The organism is Mariprofundus ferrooxydans PV-1 (assembly GCF_000153765.1).
Lineage (GTDB): Bacteria > Pseudomonadota > Zetaproteobacteria > Mariprofundales > Mariprofundaceae > Mariprofundus > Mariprofundus ferrooxydans.
In genome coordinates, this window is sequence record NZ_DS022294.1 from 1,405,139 (window position 1) to 1,419,384 (window position 14,246).

Consider the following 14,246-nt stretch of genomic DNA (forward strand, 5'->3'; position numbering starts at 1 on the left):
TTTCAACCTATCATTTGCCCAGTCCGAAAAAGCCGGAGTCTTTCGCATCGGCGGGAATTTCCCCTTCGTTGGGTGGTGTCTCTTTTGTCGGAGCTGTGCCAGCGCGGAACGCTTCAAGTGTGATTTTCTCACTGTCCGGGCCGGGCAGTAGTCCGCTTTTTTCATCAATAGCAACCCATTCAATGCCCGGCGGCGGGGTGAATGATTTTTTCTCTTTGCCCTGATGAAATGCCTTCATAGCGGCCAGCCAGGTAGGCAGGGCTGCATGGGCACCGGTTTCTCTGCGGCCCATCGTGGAGGGGGTATCCCGTCCTGTCCATACACCGGTCAGAATCTGTGGGGTGTAGCCCATAAACCATGCATCGACCTGCTTATTGGTGGTGCCGGTTTTGCCGGCAGCCGGCCGGTTCAGGGCGCGGGCGCGGCGGCCTGTACCGTGCTGGATCACGCCTTCCATCAGGTTGGTGATCAGAAACGCATTGACGGGGTCAATTGCCTGATCGGCAGGCCGCATGTGTTCATTCACCGCCATGACCGGGTCGGCATGGCATATCTGGCATCGGTGACCGGCAACAGCACGGTAGACCGTTTTGCCGGTGCGATCCTGTACCTGCTGTATGGAAACAGGTTTCCATTTCTGACCGTGGCTTGCCAGTACGGCATAGGACTCGGTTAATGCCTCCGGCGTTACCTCTGTGGCGCCAAGTGCCAGCGCCAGCTGGGCAGGGAAGGTGCGCTGCAGGGGGTAGACTTGCAGGTCGCTCAAAAAGTGCTGGATGCCGACGTTTTGTAATAATTTGATTGAGGCGAGATTGCGCGAGTGCTCAAGTGCATTGCGTAGCGTAACCGGGCCGGCAAACTTGTTTTTATAGTTTTCCGGACGCCAGAAGCTATCGCCGCTTTGCCCGTCAAACACGACCGGAGAATCCATGATGATTGAGGCCGGGGTATAGCCGCTGGCCAAAGCCGAGGTGTACAGAAATGGTTTGAACGCACTGCCCGGCTGTCGCTTGGCCTGACCGACACGGTCAAAGCCACTGGTCTGATAATCATAGCCACCTACGCGAGCCAGTACGGTGCCTCGTTCCAGGTCAATGGCATAGAGTGCGGATTCAATCGACGGCTCCTGTGACAGGCGTACTCCCTGTTTTCCATCCCCCTGCAGCCGGATTTCATCACCGGCAATCCATGTGCGAGGATGGTGTTTCAGGATGGCCATCTGCGCATCAGTGGCCCCCTCTTCCCGGTAATCATCTAGCGATTTCCACGACCACTTTGGTTTCTTTAACTGCCATCTGCGGAAACCGTCATTGACGGTGAGATCCCCTTTTGCCGACACCTTTTCCACCAAAGCGGGAAACACTCCGTCGCCTGCCAGCGAGGGTGCGGTGTTATCTGCCTGTTCGCGCCAGTTGGAGAGCAGGGCACTCCAGTCTGCGCGTGGGTGATAGGTTGGATAGCGGTAGTGCTGTCCTCTCTCAACCTCCAGCACGCCGTGGCGTAAAGCACTGATGGCGGCCAGCTCCGCTTTGGGATCGTAAGGGATCACAATGGTGAGACCCTGATTGCGCAAGGTTTTCAGGCCAAATCGGTGAATCAGTTCGTGATAGACCTGATCGGCATAGGCATCGACCAGCTTGGGCTCTTCCAGCGGTTGGATCTTGAGCGGTTCCTTCAGGGCTTTGGCAACGGCCTGCTTGTCGGCCATGCCGCTGCTCCGCATCAGTTTCAATACCGTGTTACGGCGCTGCAGTGCCTTCTCAGGGTTGATATGCGGCGCATACTTGCCCGGCGCTTTTGGCAGCCCTGCCAGTACGGCGCATTCGCTCAGGGTCAACTCATCCAGCGACTTGTGAAAGTAACGCCATGCCGCAGATGCAACACCGTAGGAGCCGCGCCCCAGATAAATCTGGTTCAGATACAGATAAAGGATATCCTCTTTTGAAAATGCCTGCTCAATTTTGTAGGAGAGAATCGCCTCGCGAATCTTGCGGGTGTAGGAACGCTCATTAGTCAGCAGAAAGTTTTTCGCCACCTGTTGCGTAATGGTCGATCCGCCCTGTACTGTGTGGCCGGCTCGCAGGTTCGCCAGGGCAGCGGAGAGGATGCGGGCGGGATTGATGCCGGGGTGTTCGTAGAACTGCTGGTCTTCTGCAGCCAGAAAGGCGTTGACAAGCTGCTTGGGGATTCTATCAAACGGAGTCAGGATGCGGTGTTCATCGGCGTATTCCGCCAGCAGTTCGCCGTCGGTATTATATACGCGGCTGACCAATGGCGGCTGGTACTCTGACAGGGCGGAGAGCTTGGGCAGGTTGCTGGAAAAAACCATATAGCCTATGGTGAGCCCTATGGCGGCAAGGACACTCAAGGAGATGATGATTTTCGCGATAAGAGAAAAGATGCGCATGTACCCGAATCCAACCGCAAATGAGGCAGGCAGGCAAGCCGGAGTATCAGCGCGGCCCGGCTCGGGCATGCGTCAGTGCGGTTTTACTTTGCTGGAGCTGTTGATTGTCATCACGATTATCGGTGTTCTGGTGACGATAGCCGTTCCTGCTTTTGCCAGCTGGCGCGAAAATCAGGCGGTGCGCTCGGCGACACAAACCCTGCTTGCGCAGCTGAAACAGGCCCGTGTGTTGGCCATGAGTGAAAACAGGAGTGTGAGCATCACATTTACCGGCACCTCCTATGTCTTTGATGCTGATACGAGCGGGAGCGGTGCATGTGACCGGTGTCGAAATGAAGCTGTAGACCTGAGCAAGTTTTCAACCAGTCTGTCTGTCTCACCGACAACCACCCGCACGTTCTCCAGTCGGGGTACATCCAACTCCGGAACCATTACGCTGACTGCCGGCAATGCCAGTCAAACGATCACCCTCAATGTGATCGGCAGGGCCTACTAGTATGGATATGCAACAGGAGCAGGGATTTACCCTGATTGAGATTCTCATTGCGCTGGTGGTGGTGTCAGTGGGCGTGCTGGCGCTGGGGGGATTTTCGGTTTCGGTGATGAGTAGCGGACAGACTTCCCGCGAACGATTGACGGCGGTGCATCTGGCTGAGCAGGTGCTGGAGCACTGGCAGCATGATGCCAACGATTACGCGCCGGTTATCACGACATCAACCTGTGCGCTGAGTGATGCTGGCAGCGCTCCTGCTTACCCTGTAACGACGGTATGCACCTCTTCAACCGGTGCAGGGACCAGTTTCACGGTGATGGTCAACGAAACTCAGGCAAACGGACCTTTGCCGGCGAGTTTGTCGACGCTCACCGCGTTTACCCAGCAGGGCTATGCAAATGTGCCCAAGACCAAGGTGGTATCTGTCTCCTGGAATCGTAGAGGGGCATCTCACCAAATTTACCTGACACATTTGTCGCAGGCGAAATGAGTATGGAAAAGGCTTTTCACAATCGCGGCGGGGAGGCGGGCTTCACGCTGATTGAGCTGATGATCAGCATGGTGATGGGGTTGATTATCATTGCCGGTCTGGCCTCGGTCTTTGCGACCAATGGCAGGGTAGTCAGTGCGGTGACCTCCCGTACGGAGCGGATGGGGGATCTGTACCTGGCTTCCCAGTTGATGCAGGCGGGGTTGCGTGAGTCCCGGAGTACGCCGGATGCGACGACTTCTGTGCTGACCGACCTGAGTAACCGGGGTATCACCTCGCCTTCCGGATATCCCGCCAGTGATGCTACATTTGCTTCATTGCCCTATTGGGATGCAGCCAGTAAGACGCTCACCTATCAGGACCTGGATGGGCATGTCGGCATTTTTCAGTATCAACGCCCCAGCAACAACTGCCCGAACAATGGTGCAGGCTGTATCTATTGGCTGCGCCCGTTGGCTGCAGGTGTCTCCGGTTCGTCCACCTTTCAGGAGATGTTGCGGAACTTGGACACAACGAACGGCATGGTTGCCTCCACATCAGCTGCTGGCGGTGTCAGTGTGGCGCTGCAGTCCAGATATACGAATGAACAGCGCCAAAGCAGCACGTTGTCACTGAGTTTTAAGCTATGGCCGAGGAACTGAATGTGAGGAATCATCAATTGTCGCATGAGGCGCAGAGCGCGCACAGTCAACGTGGTTTCGTGCTGGTCACCGCGCTGGTGATGCTGGGGTTGCTGACACTGATGTCGCTGGCCATGTTTTACTCAGCACGCATCGCCACCCAGACCAGTGGCACAGCCCAGAGTTCGACGGAAGCTTATTATTATGCTGAAACAGCTCTGCATTATATGTCCTGGGCGCTGGCCAATGATGCGGAGTTCGATAGTCATACTTACTCCGGGACCTATATTCATGCGCCGTTTGGTGAGCCTGCAACGTCTGGCAATCCTGTGCCTGCTAATGCAGCCTCGGTTGGAGATTACAGTGAGCTGCAGGGTTACTTGTGGAGTCCCGGCCCGACAGCGATCAGTGATACACTGGCTGCCGGTGTCACCGGGCAGTTGATGTATTTCGATAACTCACCGATGAGCAGTCGTCATCTATGCCTGCAGGATGCTGCCCTGTTTTCAAACTGTGTGGACGTCACGGTTGATCCGACCAGCCGGGTGGAGCCTTCGATGAACAAGATCAGCGCTCAACTGCCGCGTTATATTCGTCTGGATATTGCAGCCGATGGTTCAATTACGCCTTCAATCCCGTCGCTGCCTCACCATACAACGCCGGTTGTCGGAGAGGATATTCCGAACAATGGTGCGATTATCTGGCTAACAGCAGGCGATCCGACCAATGCAAATCACGATATCGAGATATTTCCTCTCGACCCGGCCAATGTTTATAGTGGAACATCGCCAACGGCCTGTATCGGCGGTACTTTGCCGAGCTGCCCGTGTGATTCCGGAGCCGCGGTCTCATTTGCAACGGCACAGGCCTGTGATGCGAATAGTGGCCAGTGGCTGTCCTCTTACAGTATTGTGGCGTATGCAATTGGTTATGTGAACGGCAAGCCCAGTCATATGTTGCGGGCCGTGATTCAGTAAGACGTTCACTGTGCCGCGGGCGCACACCCCATGGCGATTTTGTTTGACCTGGGCGGGTTGATCGATACTGTGCAGCCTTTTATTCTCGGGGGGATTTTATGCGGAATATGTTTTTGATGGCCTTTTTCGGGCTGTTTATGGTTGCAGGCTTCACGACCCAGCAGGGCGTGTGTGGCTTGATGATGGCGCCTGCGTTTGCGGGTGATGACCACGAAAGTAACAGCAGCCATGAAGATAGAAACAACGGTGACGAGCATGCTGGCAACAACGACAGTAATAGCCACCATGAAGACAGCAATAAGGGTAACGAGCATGCTGACAACAACGACAGCAAAGACAGCAAAGACAGCTCTAATGACAGTGCCAGCAAAGACAATTCTAATGACAGTGCCAGCAAAGACAGTGGCAGCAGTGATGATCAGGCCAGCACGGCCTTTCACTGTCCTGCGGGCGTCACAACCTGCTACAGCGCTGATGGTCAGAAACATACAGATCTGAACAATCTGCCTGCGACGGCAGCCGGCCCGGGGTCGACTGGTAGCGGAGCAGCTCTGATGCCGACCCACATGCGCTCCTTATAAGTAAACTGTTTTCTGCTTCACAATGGCGTCTGCTTCGGCAGGCGCCATTTTTTTTATACTTTAGGTCGTTACGTTGTCGCCGATAAATAGTTCTGATAGTTTCCTTTGTCATGCATCTGCCGTTTCTGTGGATGAGAAAAATGTGACGCAGGTTACATCTTCAGGTAACCAAAGGGGATTTACTGGCACCATTGGTTTATGAACCGAAGAAGGAGATATAGATGAAGAAAAACACACTGTTTATTATCATGTTGGCGGTCATGTTCAGCTTTGCTTTTACAGCTGAAAACGGCGCGTTGTCGTTCGGGGTTTCATCCGCACTGGCGAAAGATGACCACAACAATGACAACGGCAACAAAGATGACCACGGCAATAACAATGACAACGGCAACAAAGATGACCACGGCAATAACAATGATAATGGCAACAAAGATGACCACGGCAATAACAATGATAATGGCAATAAAGATGACAACGGCAACAGCAATAAAGTGACTATTTGCCATGTGCCGCCCGGCAACCCGTCGAATAAGCAAACTTTGAGCGTCAGCCAGTCAGCTGTTAATGCGCATATGGCGCATGGAGACTCCATGGGGGCTTGTAGGGTAACTATTTGCCACTTTACCACGAGTACGAACAGCAGCTCAAACAATGAGAGCGAGAACAAGAACGAAGACAAGAATGAAAACAAAAACAGTAACAAGAACGATGACAGCAATGGCCATCACAGCGCTGCTGCTAGCAGCAGCGTGACTGCCACTACAATTGAAATCAATGAGTCGGATCTTAATGCGTATCTGGCGCAGGGAGATACTCAGGGTGCGTGCTCGCCTTGTGCTCGTCCATCGGTGTCAGGGATTGTAGATGCATCCAATGCCACTTGTACCCGTGCAGATGGTACGCCGGGAGTTCGTTCAGGTGCTAACGTGACTACGCCAAGCAGCGTGCGGGAAGTCTTCGGCAACTAACTGACTCTGGTTGTGCAGGGTTAGTGATCGCAATGACGGCGTCCCGATTGGGACGCCGTTTTGTTTGGTGGCAGGATTGTTGAGATATCAGGGGGTAGTATGGACGACTGTGAACGGCAGGTGTCTGGCAGCTGATGATATTTCCGCTACACTTCAATGTTGGTGTGGTGGTTAAAGGAGAGTATATGATAAAATACACATGGTTTGTTTTTATGCTGGCGGCGATGCTGGGGTTTTCCTTCAGCGCCGAAAAGGGCATTGTCTATGTCGACATCCCGTCCGCCTTGGCCGGTAGTGAAAACGGTAACAAGAGCGATAATGGCAAGAGTGATAACGGCCATAAAAACAATGGCAAGAGTGATGATGAAAAAAAGGTGACGGTTTGCCATTTTCCTCCCGGCAACCCGAAGAATGCCAGCACAATGAGGGTGAGTGAGTCTGCGCTGCATGCGCATCTGGCCCATGGGGATACCAGGGGCGTATGCGGACCTTGCGCCTGTCCGACAAATGGCGGCGTTGAGACGCCTGAATGTTACTGTGCCAATGGCATGCCCGGAGTCGTTCCCGGCGTCAATTCCACCACGCATCCGAATAATGTGAGGCAAATTTTCGGCAATTAAACCTGCCCGTTACTGAGTCAGGTTTATTCGGCGGCCGCGTCTGTGCATCCATGCGTCTGGTTCATTTAGCTATCGTTGCTCAGGGGGTGCCGAGCCTTGCTCCTGCACGTCACAAAAAGCGCAGAGGAAAGTTACCAGCCGCAGGTGCGCCGGGGCATGATTACCTGTGACTATGTTATTTGTTTAACGTATCCAGCATGCGTTGAACCAGCGCATGTGCCTGTTGCAGGCGTTCCGGCTGCTGGCTGGACAGGCATATCTTGCCACAGGGGCTGGGGCCGCAGCGACCGGGGTAGGAGCCGATCTCCACGTCGTCGAACTGCAACTGAATGGCCTCCAGGCCGGCTGCGAACATGCTTTCGGGCAGAGTGACCTCTATTTCCTGTCGATGGAACGGAGTGTCTCCGAATTCGTCCAGAATTGCGCTTAGTTGGGATGCAAAAATATCGGGTACGCCTGCCAGTATATAGACATTGCCGATATGGGCGCCGGGGGCGATGGTTTTCTCGCAGCGAATCAGGTGAGCGCCGTCCGGTACACGAGTCATGCGGCGCCTGCCATCATTCAACCCGTCCTTACCGTAATATTCGGTCATGGCCTGCACAATAAAGCGGTGCTCAATCAGAGGGACACCAAATGCATCGGCTATGGCTTCCATGGTGATGTCATCGTGGGTAGGGCCGATGCCGCCGGATGTGATGACGGCATCATATTGTTGTCTTAGCCGGTTGAGTGTGCTGACGATGGCTGCGTGTTGATCCTGTACAACGGCAATTTCAGCCAGTTTGCAGCCGCGCTCAAACAGCGATTGTGCTGCCACCCATGCATTGGCTTCGCGGGTGCGGCCGGACAGCACCTCGTTACCGATAACCAGAATGGCGGCTGTTTGATGATTCATGGGTGAAGGGTCAGGGGTGAGAGGAGATGAGTCAAGCGTCACTCCTCTTTACGCCTTACATATTTCTGAGCGCCTGGATACGTGCTTCTGTCGAGGGGTGTGATGCGAACAGCGCCATCAGACCATCGCTTGTGCCGTGGATCTTCATGGTGGCCAGCGCATCTTTCGGAGCCAGTATGGAACTCTCCTCCTCGTCCGGGGAAGCCGTGCGCTGCGACAGTGCCTCAATCCTTTGCAGGGCGCGAATCATATTCTCGGAGCCGTAGGCACGGGCTGCATAGGCATCTGCCTTGAACTCGCGGTGGCGTGAGTGCCACATAACAACCACAGAAGCGAGGATTGAGAACAGGATCTGCAGCACCATATTGACGATAAAATAGAGCATAATATTCATCTCTCCGTCACGGGAGCCGGCACTGGCGATCAGGCGGGCAATCATGCCGGCCAGAAAATAAACAAAAGTGTTCATCAGTCCCTGCAGCAGCGTGGTGGCGACCATATCGCCGTTGTCCACATGCCCCATTTCGTGCGCAAGCACCGATTTGAGCTCATCTTCCGTCATGGCCATAGCCAGTCCGGAGGAGACGGCTACCATGGCACTGTTGCGCGTGGGACCTGTGGCGAATGCGTTGGGGGCATCATCCCAGTAAACCCATACTTCCGGCATCTGATGCCGCCCGTTGTGACAGCTCTTTTACGGTATTAAATACGAGATGCTCTTTGGGTGTACTGGGATTGGTTACCTGTTGCATCTTGTACATGCGTTTGGCCATCGGCTTGGACATCCACAGCGAAATGAACGCGCCGCCAAAGCCGAATACCATGGCCCAGGCGAACTGATAGGTGGCAACACTGCCGCGCAAATCAATGCCGAAAGCGGGCAAAACAAAGTTAATCAGGATCGAGCCGCTGATCGCCAGCGTCAGAAATACCAGTAAATTGGTGATAATCAGCATGAACAGGCCTTTAAAGCTTCGCATGAATCCTCCGGATTGTTACTATAGGTGCAAATGTGGAGGCGATATGCTGACTTTTCAAGCCTTGAAAATAGATGATTGTAGCCTTAAGTACCGTTCATGAATTCAGATACCATACACTCCCCCGAATCCCTTGATGCAGCCGCGGCTGCAGATGCGGAGAGCAATCATACAAATGACAGTGCTGCCGGCCCTGACACAGCGAAAGAAGGGACGCTGGTGCGTTCCGATGAGGTACTTCCGAAACAGTTGACCCTGCTGCCGCTGTCCAACAGGCCCCTGTTCCCGGGTCTGGTTGTGCCGCTGATCTATGAAGGCGGAGAGATGGGCAAGGTGGTGCGCGCGCTGGCCGATAGTCATGAGCAGTATGTCGGCCTGGTATTGGTGCGCGATGAGGGTGAGCCCTATGCGCCGCAGAACCTGTTTGAAGTCGGTGTTGTCGCCCGTATTGCCAAAGCGGTGGAGATCGAGGGGCACGGGTTGCATCTGGTGGTCGAATGCATGCGTCGATTCAGCATCGACGGCTTCATCACCAGTGAAAATCCGATCCGGGTAGCTGCCAGCTATCGTCCTGAAACTGCGTATGATGATAACATTGAACTGCGTGCCTATACGGTGGCAGTGATCAATACGATCAAGGAGTTGCTCAAACACAACCCGATGTATGAGGAAGAGTTGCGCCTGTTTGCCTCGCGTTTTGATGTCAATGAGCCGAACAGACTTGCCGATTTCGCTGCCAGCCTGACTACCGCCAGCAGGGAGGATTTGCAGGATATTCTGGAAACATACCCTATTTTCGATCGTCTGAAAAAAGTGGTGTCACTGCTGAACCGTGAACTCAATGTTAGCAAGGTGCAGACCCGGATACGCGAGAATATTGATGAGCGTATTTCCGAGCAGCAGCGCCATTTCTTTTTGCAGGAGCAGTTGCAGGAAATTCAGCGCGAACTGGGTATGAATGAAGATCCTCAGGAAAAAGTGCTGGATGACTTCCGTAAAAAGGCAAAAAAGTTGGATTTCAGCACAGAGGCCGGGAAAGCTTTTGACGAGGAGATGAACAGGCTGTCGATGCTCGATAGTACATCACCCGAATATAATGTAACCCGTAGCTATCTGGAGTGGCTGACATGGTTGCCGTGGGGCAAGTATTGCCGCGAACGCTATAATCTGAAAACCGCGTCGCGCGCCCTGAACAAGCATCACTCCGGCCTGGATGATGTAAAGGATCGTATCCTTGAGTTTATTGCAGTCGGCGCCCGCAAGAAAGCGGTGGGCGGCTCGATTATTCTGTTTGTCGGCCCGCCGGGTGTCGGTAAGACGTCGCTGGGTAAGGCGATTGCCGAGGCAGTGAACCGGCCGTTCTTTCGCTTTTCTGTCGGCGGTATGCGCGATGAAGCGGAAATCAAGGGGCATCGGCGCACCTATATCGGCGCGATGCCGGGCAAAATTGTGCAGGCGCTCAAGCGTGTGGAGGTCTCCAACCCGGTCATCATGATTGATGAAGTGGATAAAATCGGTTCCGATTTCCGCGGTGACCCGGCTTCAGCATTGCTGGAGGTGCTCGATCCGGAACAGAATTCGGATTTTATGGATCACTATCTCGATGTCCGGTTTGACCTGTCGCAGGTGCTGTTCCTGCTGACAGCCAATCAGCTTGATACCGTGCCGGGGCCGCTGCTGGATCGTGCCGAGATCATCCGACTGCCGGGCTATATGGCCAGCGAGAAGGTGGAGATTGCCCGCAAACACCTGTGGCCGAACCAGCTGAAAGAGCATGCGCTGGATCGTCAGGATGTCTCTGTCACGAGTTCTGTATTCCGTCATCTGGTTGAAGATTATGCCCGTGAGCCGGGCGTGCGCCGTCTGGAAGGGCTGATGAAAAAGATTCTGCGCAAGCTCTCGAGAAATCTGGCGGAAGAGAAGCTAGAGCTGCCGGTACGCATTGGCGTGTCCGACATCAAGGATTATATCGGTTTGCCGCGCTTTCGCGAACAGGCCATCAAGGAGGGAGTGGGCCTGGCAACAGGGCTGGCCTGGACCGCGATGGGGGGCACGACGTTGACGCTGGAGGCGGCGGTCATCCATCATGACCAGCGCGGCATGAAAATTACCGGTCAGCTGGGCAAGGTGATGCAGGAGTCATCCGATATCGCCTACTCCTATATATCAGCCAACCTGGAGCGTTTTGGCGCGCCGGCAGACTTCTTCGACAAGGCTTTTGTGCATATGCATGTGCCGGAAGGTGCTGTGCCCAAGGATGGTCCGAGCGCAGGCATTACCATGGCGACGGCATTGCTCTCGCTGGCACTCGGCAAGGCACCGGCTCACATTGCGATGACCGGCGAAATGACGCTGGTCGGCGAAGTGCTGCCGATTGGTGGTGAGCGCGAGAAGCTGCTGGCGGTCAAGCGCCTTGGCATTACCGAGGTGATTCTGCCTGTCGGCAATAAAGTGGATGTGGACGAGTTGCCTGAGTCGGTGCGTGAAGGCATTACCATCCATTATGCCCGCCACTTCAGTGATGTGGCCCGGTTGATGTTCGGTATCCGCATGAAGCCGGCAACACGGCGAAAGACGGCAATAGCGAAACAGCCCGAGGCTGCTTCCTGAGGTAATGAACCAACGTTGTTCAGTCGGGCTACCCGGGTTTTACGGCGTTTGACCATGGGGTGAATGGTTTTTGTTGCGACGTATCAGGAGATCTTGACGATGATATCGTTGAGCTTGTCTGCGGCATGGGCCAGTCGATCCGCTCCGTTGGACATGTGACGGTATATTTCGCGATGTTTGAAAATATCAATGATTGCCAGTGCCAGCAGTTGGTGTCCGTCGCCGTTGTTATCGCCGGGTATTTTTTGCAGCATGGCTTCAGTCTGAAACAGTTCGGCGATGGAGTGGCGATAGACGTTTTCAACCTTGCGTTCGGCTTTGCGCGCGGCCATTGCATCATGCTCGGCATGGGCCGGGTTGGTCGAGAGCTTGGCAAAACCGCGTTGCAGCGCTTCACTGCCTGCCCGTAATTCGATCGCCATTTCGAGCATGTGCCGATCCGGCTCCAGGCTCAGTACCTCCAGCTCGCGTATGGTGCTTTTTGCATAATTGATGATCTCATCAATACTGGTAATCGCATCATAGATGTCCTCACGATCCATCGGTGTCGTGAATGCCTTGTCGAGCACGTGATTGTTGCGTCGTTTGAGTTTGTCCCCCTGTTTTTCCAGGTGGCGGATTTCAGCTGCGGTATCGGCATCGCCCCGCTCCATATGGCTGACGAATACGGTCATCGTTTGTACGCACAGGTCACACTGCTCATTGATTAGTGAGAAAAAATCCGGCATCGGAGGGATTACCCTGTCGATCAGTCGTTTCAGAAAAGTTCCGATTGACGTGCTCATATCACCCGCCTCCTGTGTTTATGTTCAGTCCGTAGTTCAACAGCAGATAACCCGCCGCCGCGATCAATGCCGCGCCCGGAATGGTGATGATCCATGTGCTGACAATATCACCGGCTTTTCTCCAGCGAACCGAGCGGGGGCGCTCTGATGCGCCGATGCCCATGATGGATGAGGAGACCACGTGCGTGGTGGATACAGGCCCGCCCAACAGGGCTGCGGAAAAAATTACTACACCGGCCGTGATCTGAGCGTTTACGGCATGTAATGGTCTGATTTTGTATATACCGAAGCCTACCGTTCGCACAATGCGCCAGCCGCCGGACATGATGCCCAGCGTGATCGCCACGGCACAGAGCAATACGACCCAGAACGGCACGGCAAACTGAGGTATAAAACCGCCCAACAGCAAGACCAGCGTGATTACGCCCATGCTCTTCTGGGCATCATTGGCGCCATGGGCAAAGGCCAAAGCTGCGGTGGTAAGGAATTGCATGCGCCTGAGTGTGTGATTTACCTGCAGAGGTGCACTGCGCAGCAGCCATCCAACCCAGCGATGGATCAGAAAACCGCCCCAGAAGCCGATAATCGGGCTGATTAACAGTGCCAGCAACACCTTGAATACGCCGATAAGATGGCCATCGGCCAACTCTCTCACGCCCCATACGATATGCTCACTGCCTGCAGATACCAGGACAGCACCTACCAGACCGCCAACCAGGGCATGCGAGGAGGAGGATGGGATGCCAAAACGCCAAGTGATGATATTCCAGGTTACAGCAGCGCTTACGCCGCATAAAATAATGACCATGGCCGGCATGGCCTGCAACTCGGAAATGTCGACAAAGCTGCCGATGGTATCGGCGACGGCCGTGCCGCCAAGCAGGGGGCCGAGGAACTCAAAAAAGCCGACGATGAGCACGGCCTGTAGCGGCGTCATGGCGCGTGAGGCAATCGAGGTGGCAATGATGTTGGATGCATCATGAAAGCCGTTGGTATAGTCAAACACCACCAGCACGACCACCGTCACCGTCGCGATCACGATCAGACTATCCAACGTGCTCACCTCCTGCCCGAAGGCTGATCATACTCTTTGCGCAGGTTAACGGGCAACTGGAATGACTATTACTGAATGTAGATTAGCAGGTTGTGAAGTGTGAAACTCGGGCAGGGCGTGCGGGTCAGCTCTTTTTAAAACTGGTGATCAGCAGCAGGACGACGGCTACCGAGATGCAGGCATCTGCGATGTTGAAGGCGGGCCAGTGGTATTCGCTGCCGCCTATGCGTAGATACCAGTCGATAAAGTCAACGACGTAGCCCAGCTGGATACGGTCCCAGATGTTGCCTGCGGCACCGGCGAGAATCATCACCAGCAGCCATGAGGTGATGCCTGAGTGATGGCGCTCCTTCCACCACCAGAGAAGAACGGCAATGGCGATACCGATCGTGACTGCCAGCAGCAACCAGAGCCGAACGGCATCCGGCAGGTCGGCGAACATGGAAAATGCGACGCCGGGATTGTAGGCGCGAACGATGTTGAAAAAGCCGTCAATCACCGAGAATGCATGGAAATTTGCCTGCTGTATCCACCATTTGGATAGTTGGTCTGCAGTGACCAGCAGGGCAAATAGCCCGATCTGCATAGTTGTCCGATTCATCATCACTACCTCACTCTACGTGGCGCGAAGCATGGCATAACGCTATGGATATGCCAGCCGGAAGCAGCACAATCGTACAGTGAAATTGTTTTTCAATATAACGGAGTTCATGATGCGCCCATGAATCAGCATACGATGGCTTTCTTGCGGCCTATTATGACGGTT

15 protein-coding genes are annotated in these 14,246 nt (G+C 54.4%); 7 read left to right on the plus strand and 8 right to left on the minus strand.

Going from position 1 to position 14,246, the window contains the following annotated elements; translation table 11 throughout:
• Positions 1-10: 10 nt before the first annotated feature.
• Positions 11-2,329, minus strand: coding sequence for a penicillin-binding protein 1A (locus SPV1_RS06425; RefSeq protein WP_009850331.1), 2,319 nt, complete (start codon positions 2,327-2,329; stop codon positions 11-13).
• Positions 2,330-2,348: 19 nt separating this feature from the next.
• Here SPV1_RS06425 and SPV1_RS13915 point away from each other — a divergent pair, with 19 nt between their 5' ends.
• The 4 genes from SPV1_RS13915 to SPV1_RS06445 are packed head-to-tail and all read left to right on the plus strand — an operon-like array spanning position 2,349 to position 4,987.
• Complete coding sequence (locus SPV1_RS13915) at positions 2,349-2,903, plus strand: GspH/FimT family pseudopilin (RefSeq protein WP_009850332.1); 555 nt, start codon at positions 2,349-2,351, stop codon at positions 2,901-2,903.
• A 1-nt stretch (position 2,904) separates the two neighbouring features.
• A complete protein-coding gene (locus tag SPV1_RS06435) occupies positions 2,905-3,390 on the plus strand; it encodes a prepilin-type N-terminal cleavage/methylation domain-containing protein (RefSeq protein WP_009850333.1) in 486 nt (161 codons plus the stop codon).
• Complete coding sequence (locus SPV1_RS06440; protein WP_009850334.1) at positions 3,387-4,031, plus strand: PilW family protein; 645 nt, start codon at positions 3,387-3,389, stop codon at positions 4,029-4,031. Before SPV1_RS06435 ends, SPV1_RS06440 begins: the two co-directional genes overlap by 4 nt.
• The gene (locus SPV1_RS06445) at positions 4,016-4,987 is read left to right on the plus strand and encodes a pilus assembly PilX family protein (RefSeq protein ID WP_009850335.1); all 972 of its coding nucleotides are present in this window, start codon (positions 4,016-4,018) and stop codon (positions 4,985-4,987) included. The genes SPV1_RS06440 and SPV1_RS06445 overlap by 16 nt, the downstream gene beginning before the upstream one ends.
• A gap of 5 nt (positions 4,988-4,992) precedes the next feature.
• Here the strand turns inward: SPV1_RS06445 and SPV1_RS14505 are convergent, their stop codons facing one another.
• Positions 4,993-5,475: a hypothetical protein gene (locus tag SPV1_RS14505; RefSeq protein WP_196795104.1), complete on the minus strand. Its 483-nt coding sequence runs from the start codon at positions 5,473-5,475 to the stop codon at positions 4,993-4,995.
• A gap of 314 nt (positions 5,476-5,789) precedes the next feature.
• Here SPV1_RS14505 and SPV1_RS13920 point away from each other — a divergent pair, with 314 nt between their 5' ends.
• Complete coding sequence (locus SPV1_RS13920; RefSeq protein WP_050754714.1) at positions 5,790-6,536, plus strand: hypothetical protein; 747 nt, start codon at positions 5,790-5,792, stop codon at positions 6,534-6,536.
• Between the two features lie 185 nt (positions 6,537-6,721).
• Entirely contained in the window at positions 6,722-7,156 is a 435-nt protein-coding gene (locus tag SPV1_RS06460; protein WP_018294041.1) for a hypothetical protein, read from the plus strand.
• A 175-nt stretch (positions 7,157-7,331) separates the two neighbouring features.
• On the opposite strand, the gene SPV1_RS06465 is transcribed toward SPV1_RS06460, so the two are convergent.
• Genes SPV1_RS06465 through SPV1_RS14510 form a run of 3 tightly spaced genes read right to left on the minus strand, consistent with a single transcriptional unit; the run spans position 7,332 to position 9,034 of the window.
• Positions 7,332-8,054, minus strand: a complete 723-nt coding sequence (locus SPV1_RS06465) for a competence/damage-inducible protein A (RefSeq protein WP_009850338.1) — start codon at positions 8,052-8,054, stop codon at positions 7,332-7,334.
• A gap of 55 nt (positions 8,055-8,109) precedes the next feature.
• On the minus strand, positions 8,110-8,721 hold the full coding sequence (locus SPV1_RS06470) for a zinc metalloprotease HtpX (protein WP_009850339.1): 612 nt from the start codon (positions 8,719-8,721) through the stop codon (positions 8,110-8,112).
• Entirely contained in the window at positions 8,693-9,034 is a 342-nt protein-coding gene (locus SPV1_RS14510) for a M48 family metallopeptidase (protein ID WP_009850340.1), read from the minus strand. The genes SPV1_RS06470 and SPV1_RS14510 overlap by 29 nt, the downstream gene beginning before the upstream one ends.
• A 96-nt stretch (positions 9,035-9,130) precedes the next feature.
• Between SPV1_RS14510 and lon the strand changes: the two genes are divergently transcribed.
• Positions 9,131-11,641, plus strand: a complete 2,511-nt coding sequence (gene lon, locus SPV1_RS06475) for an endopeptidase La (RefSeq protein WP_009850341.1) — start codon at positions 9,131-9,133, stop codon at positions 11,639-11,641.
• An 83-nt stretch (positions 11,642-11,724) separates the two neighbouring features.
• Here the strand turns inward: lon and SPV1_RS06480 are convergent, their stop codons facing one another.
• From SPV1_RS06480 to lspA, 3 genes are all read right to left on the minus strand, one after another.
• Positions 11,725-12,426, minus strand: a complete 702-nt coding sequence (locus tag SPV1_RS06480) for a DUF47 domain-containing protein (protein WP_018294043.1) — start codon at positions 12,424-12,426, stop codon at positions 11,725-11,727.
• Position 12,427: 1 nt separating this feature from the next.
• Positions 12,428-13,480 (minus strand): inorganic phosphate transporter, encoded by a 1,053-nt coding sequence (locus SPV1_RS06485; RefSeq protein ID WP_009850343.1) that lies wholly within the window; start codon positions 13,478-13,480, stop codon positions 12,428-12,430.
• A 124-nt stretch (positions 13,481-13,604) separates the two neighbouring features.
• Positions 13,605-14,081 (minus strand): signal peptidase II, encoded by a 477-nt coding sequence (lspA, locus tag SPV1_RS06490; protein WP_026195377.1) that lies wholly within the window; start codon positions 14,079-14,081, stop codon positions 13,605-13,607.
• Between the last annotated feature and the right edge of the window lie 165 nt (positions 14,082-14,246).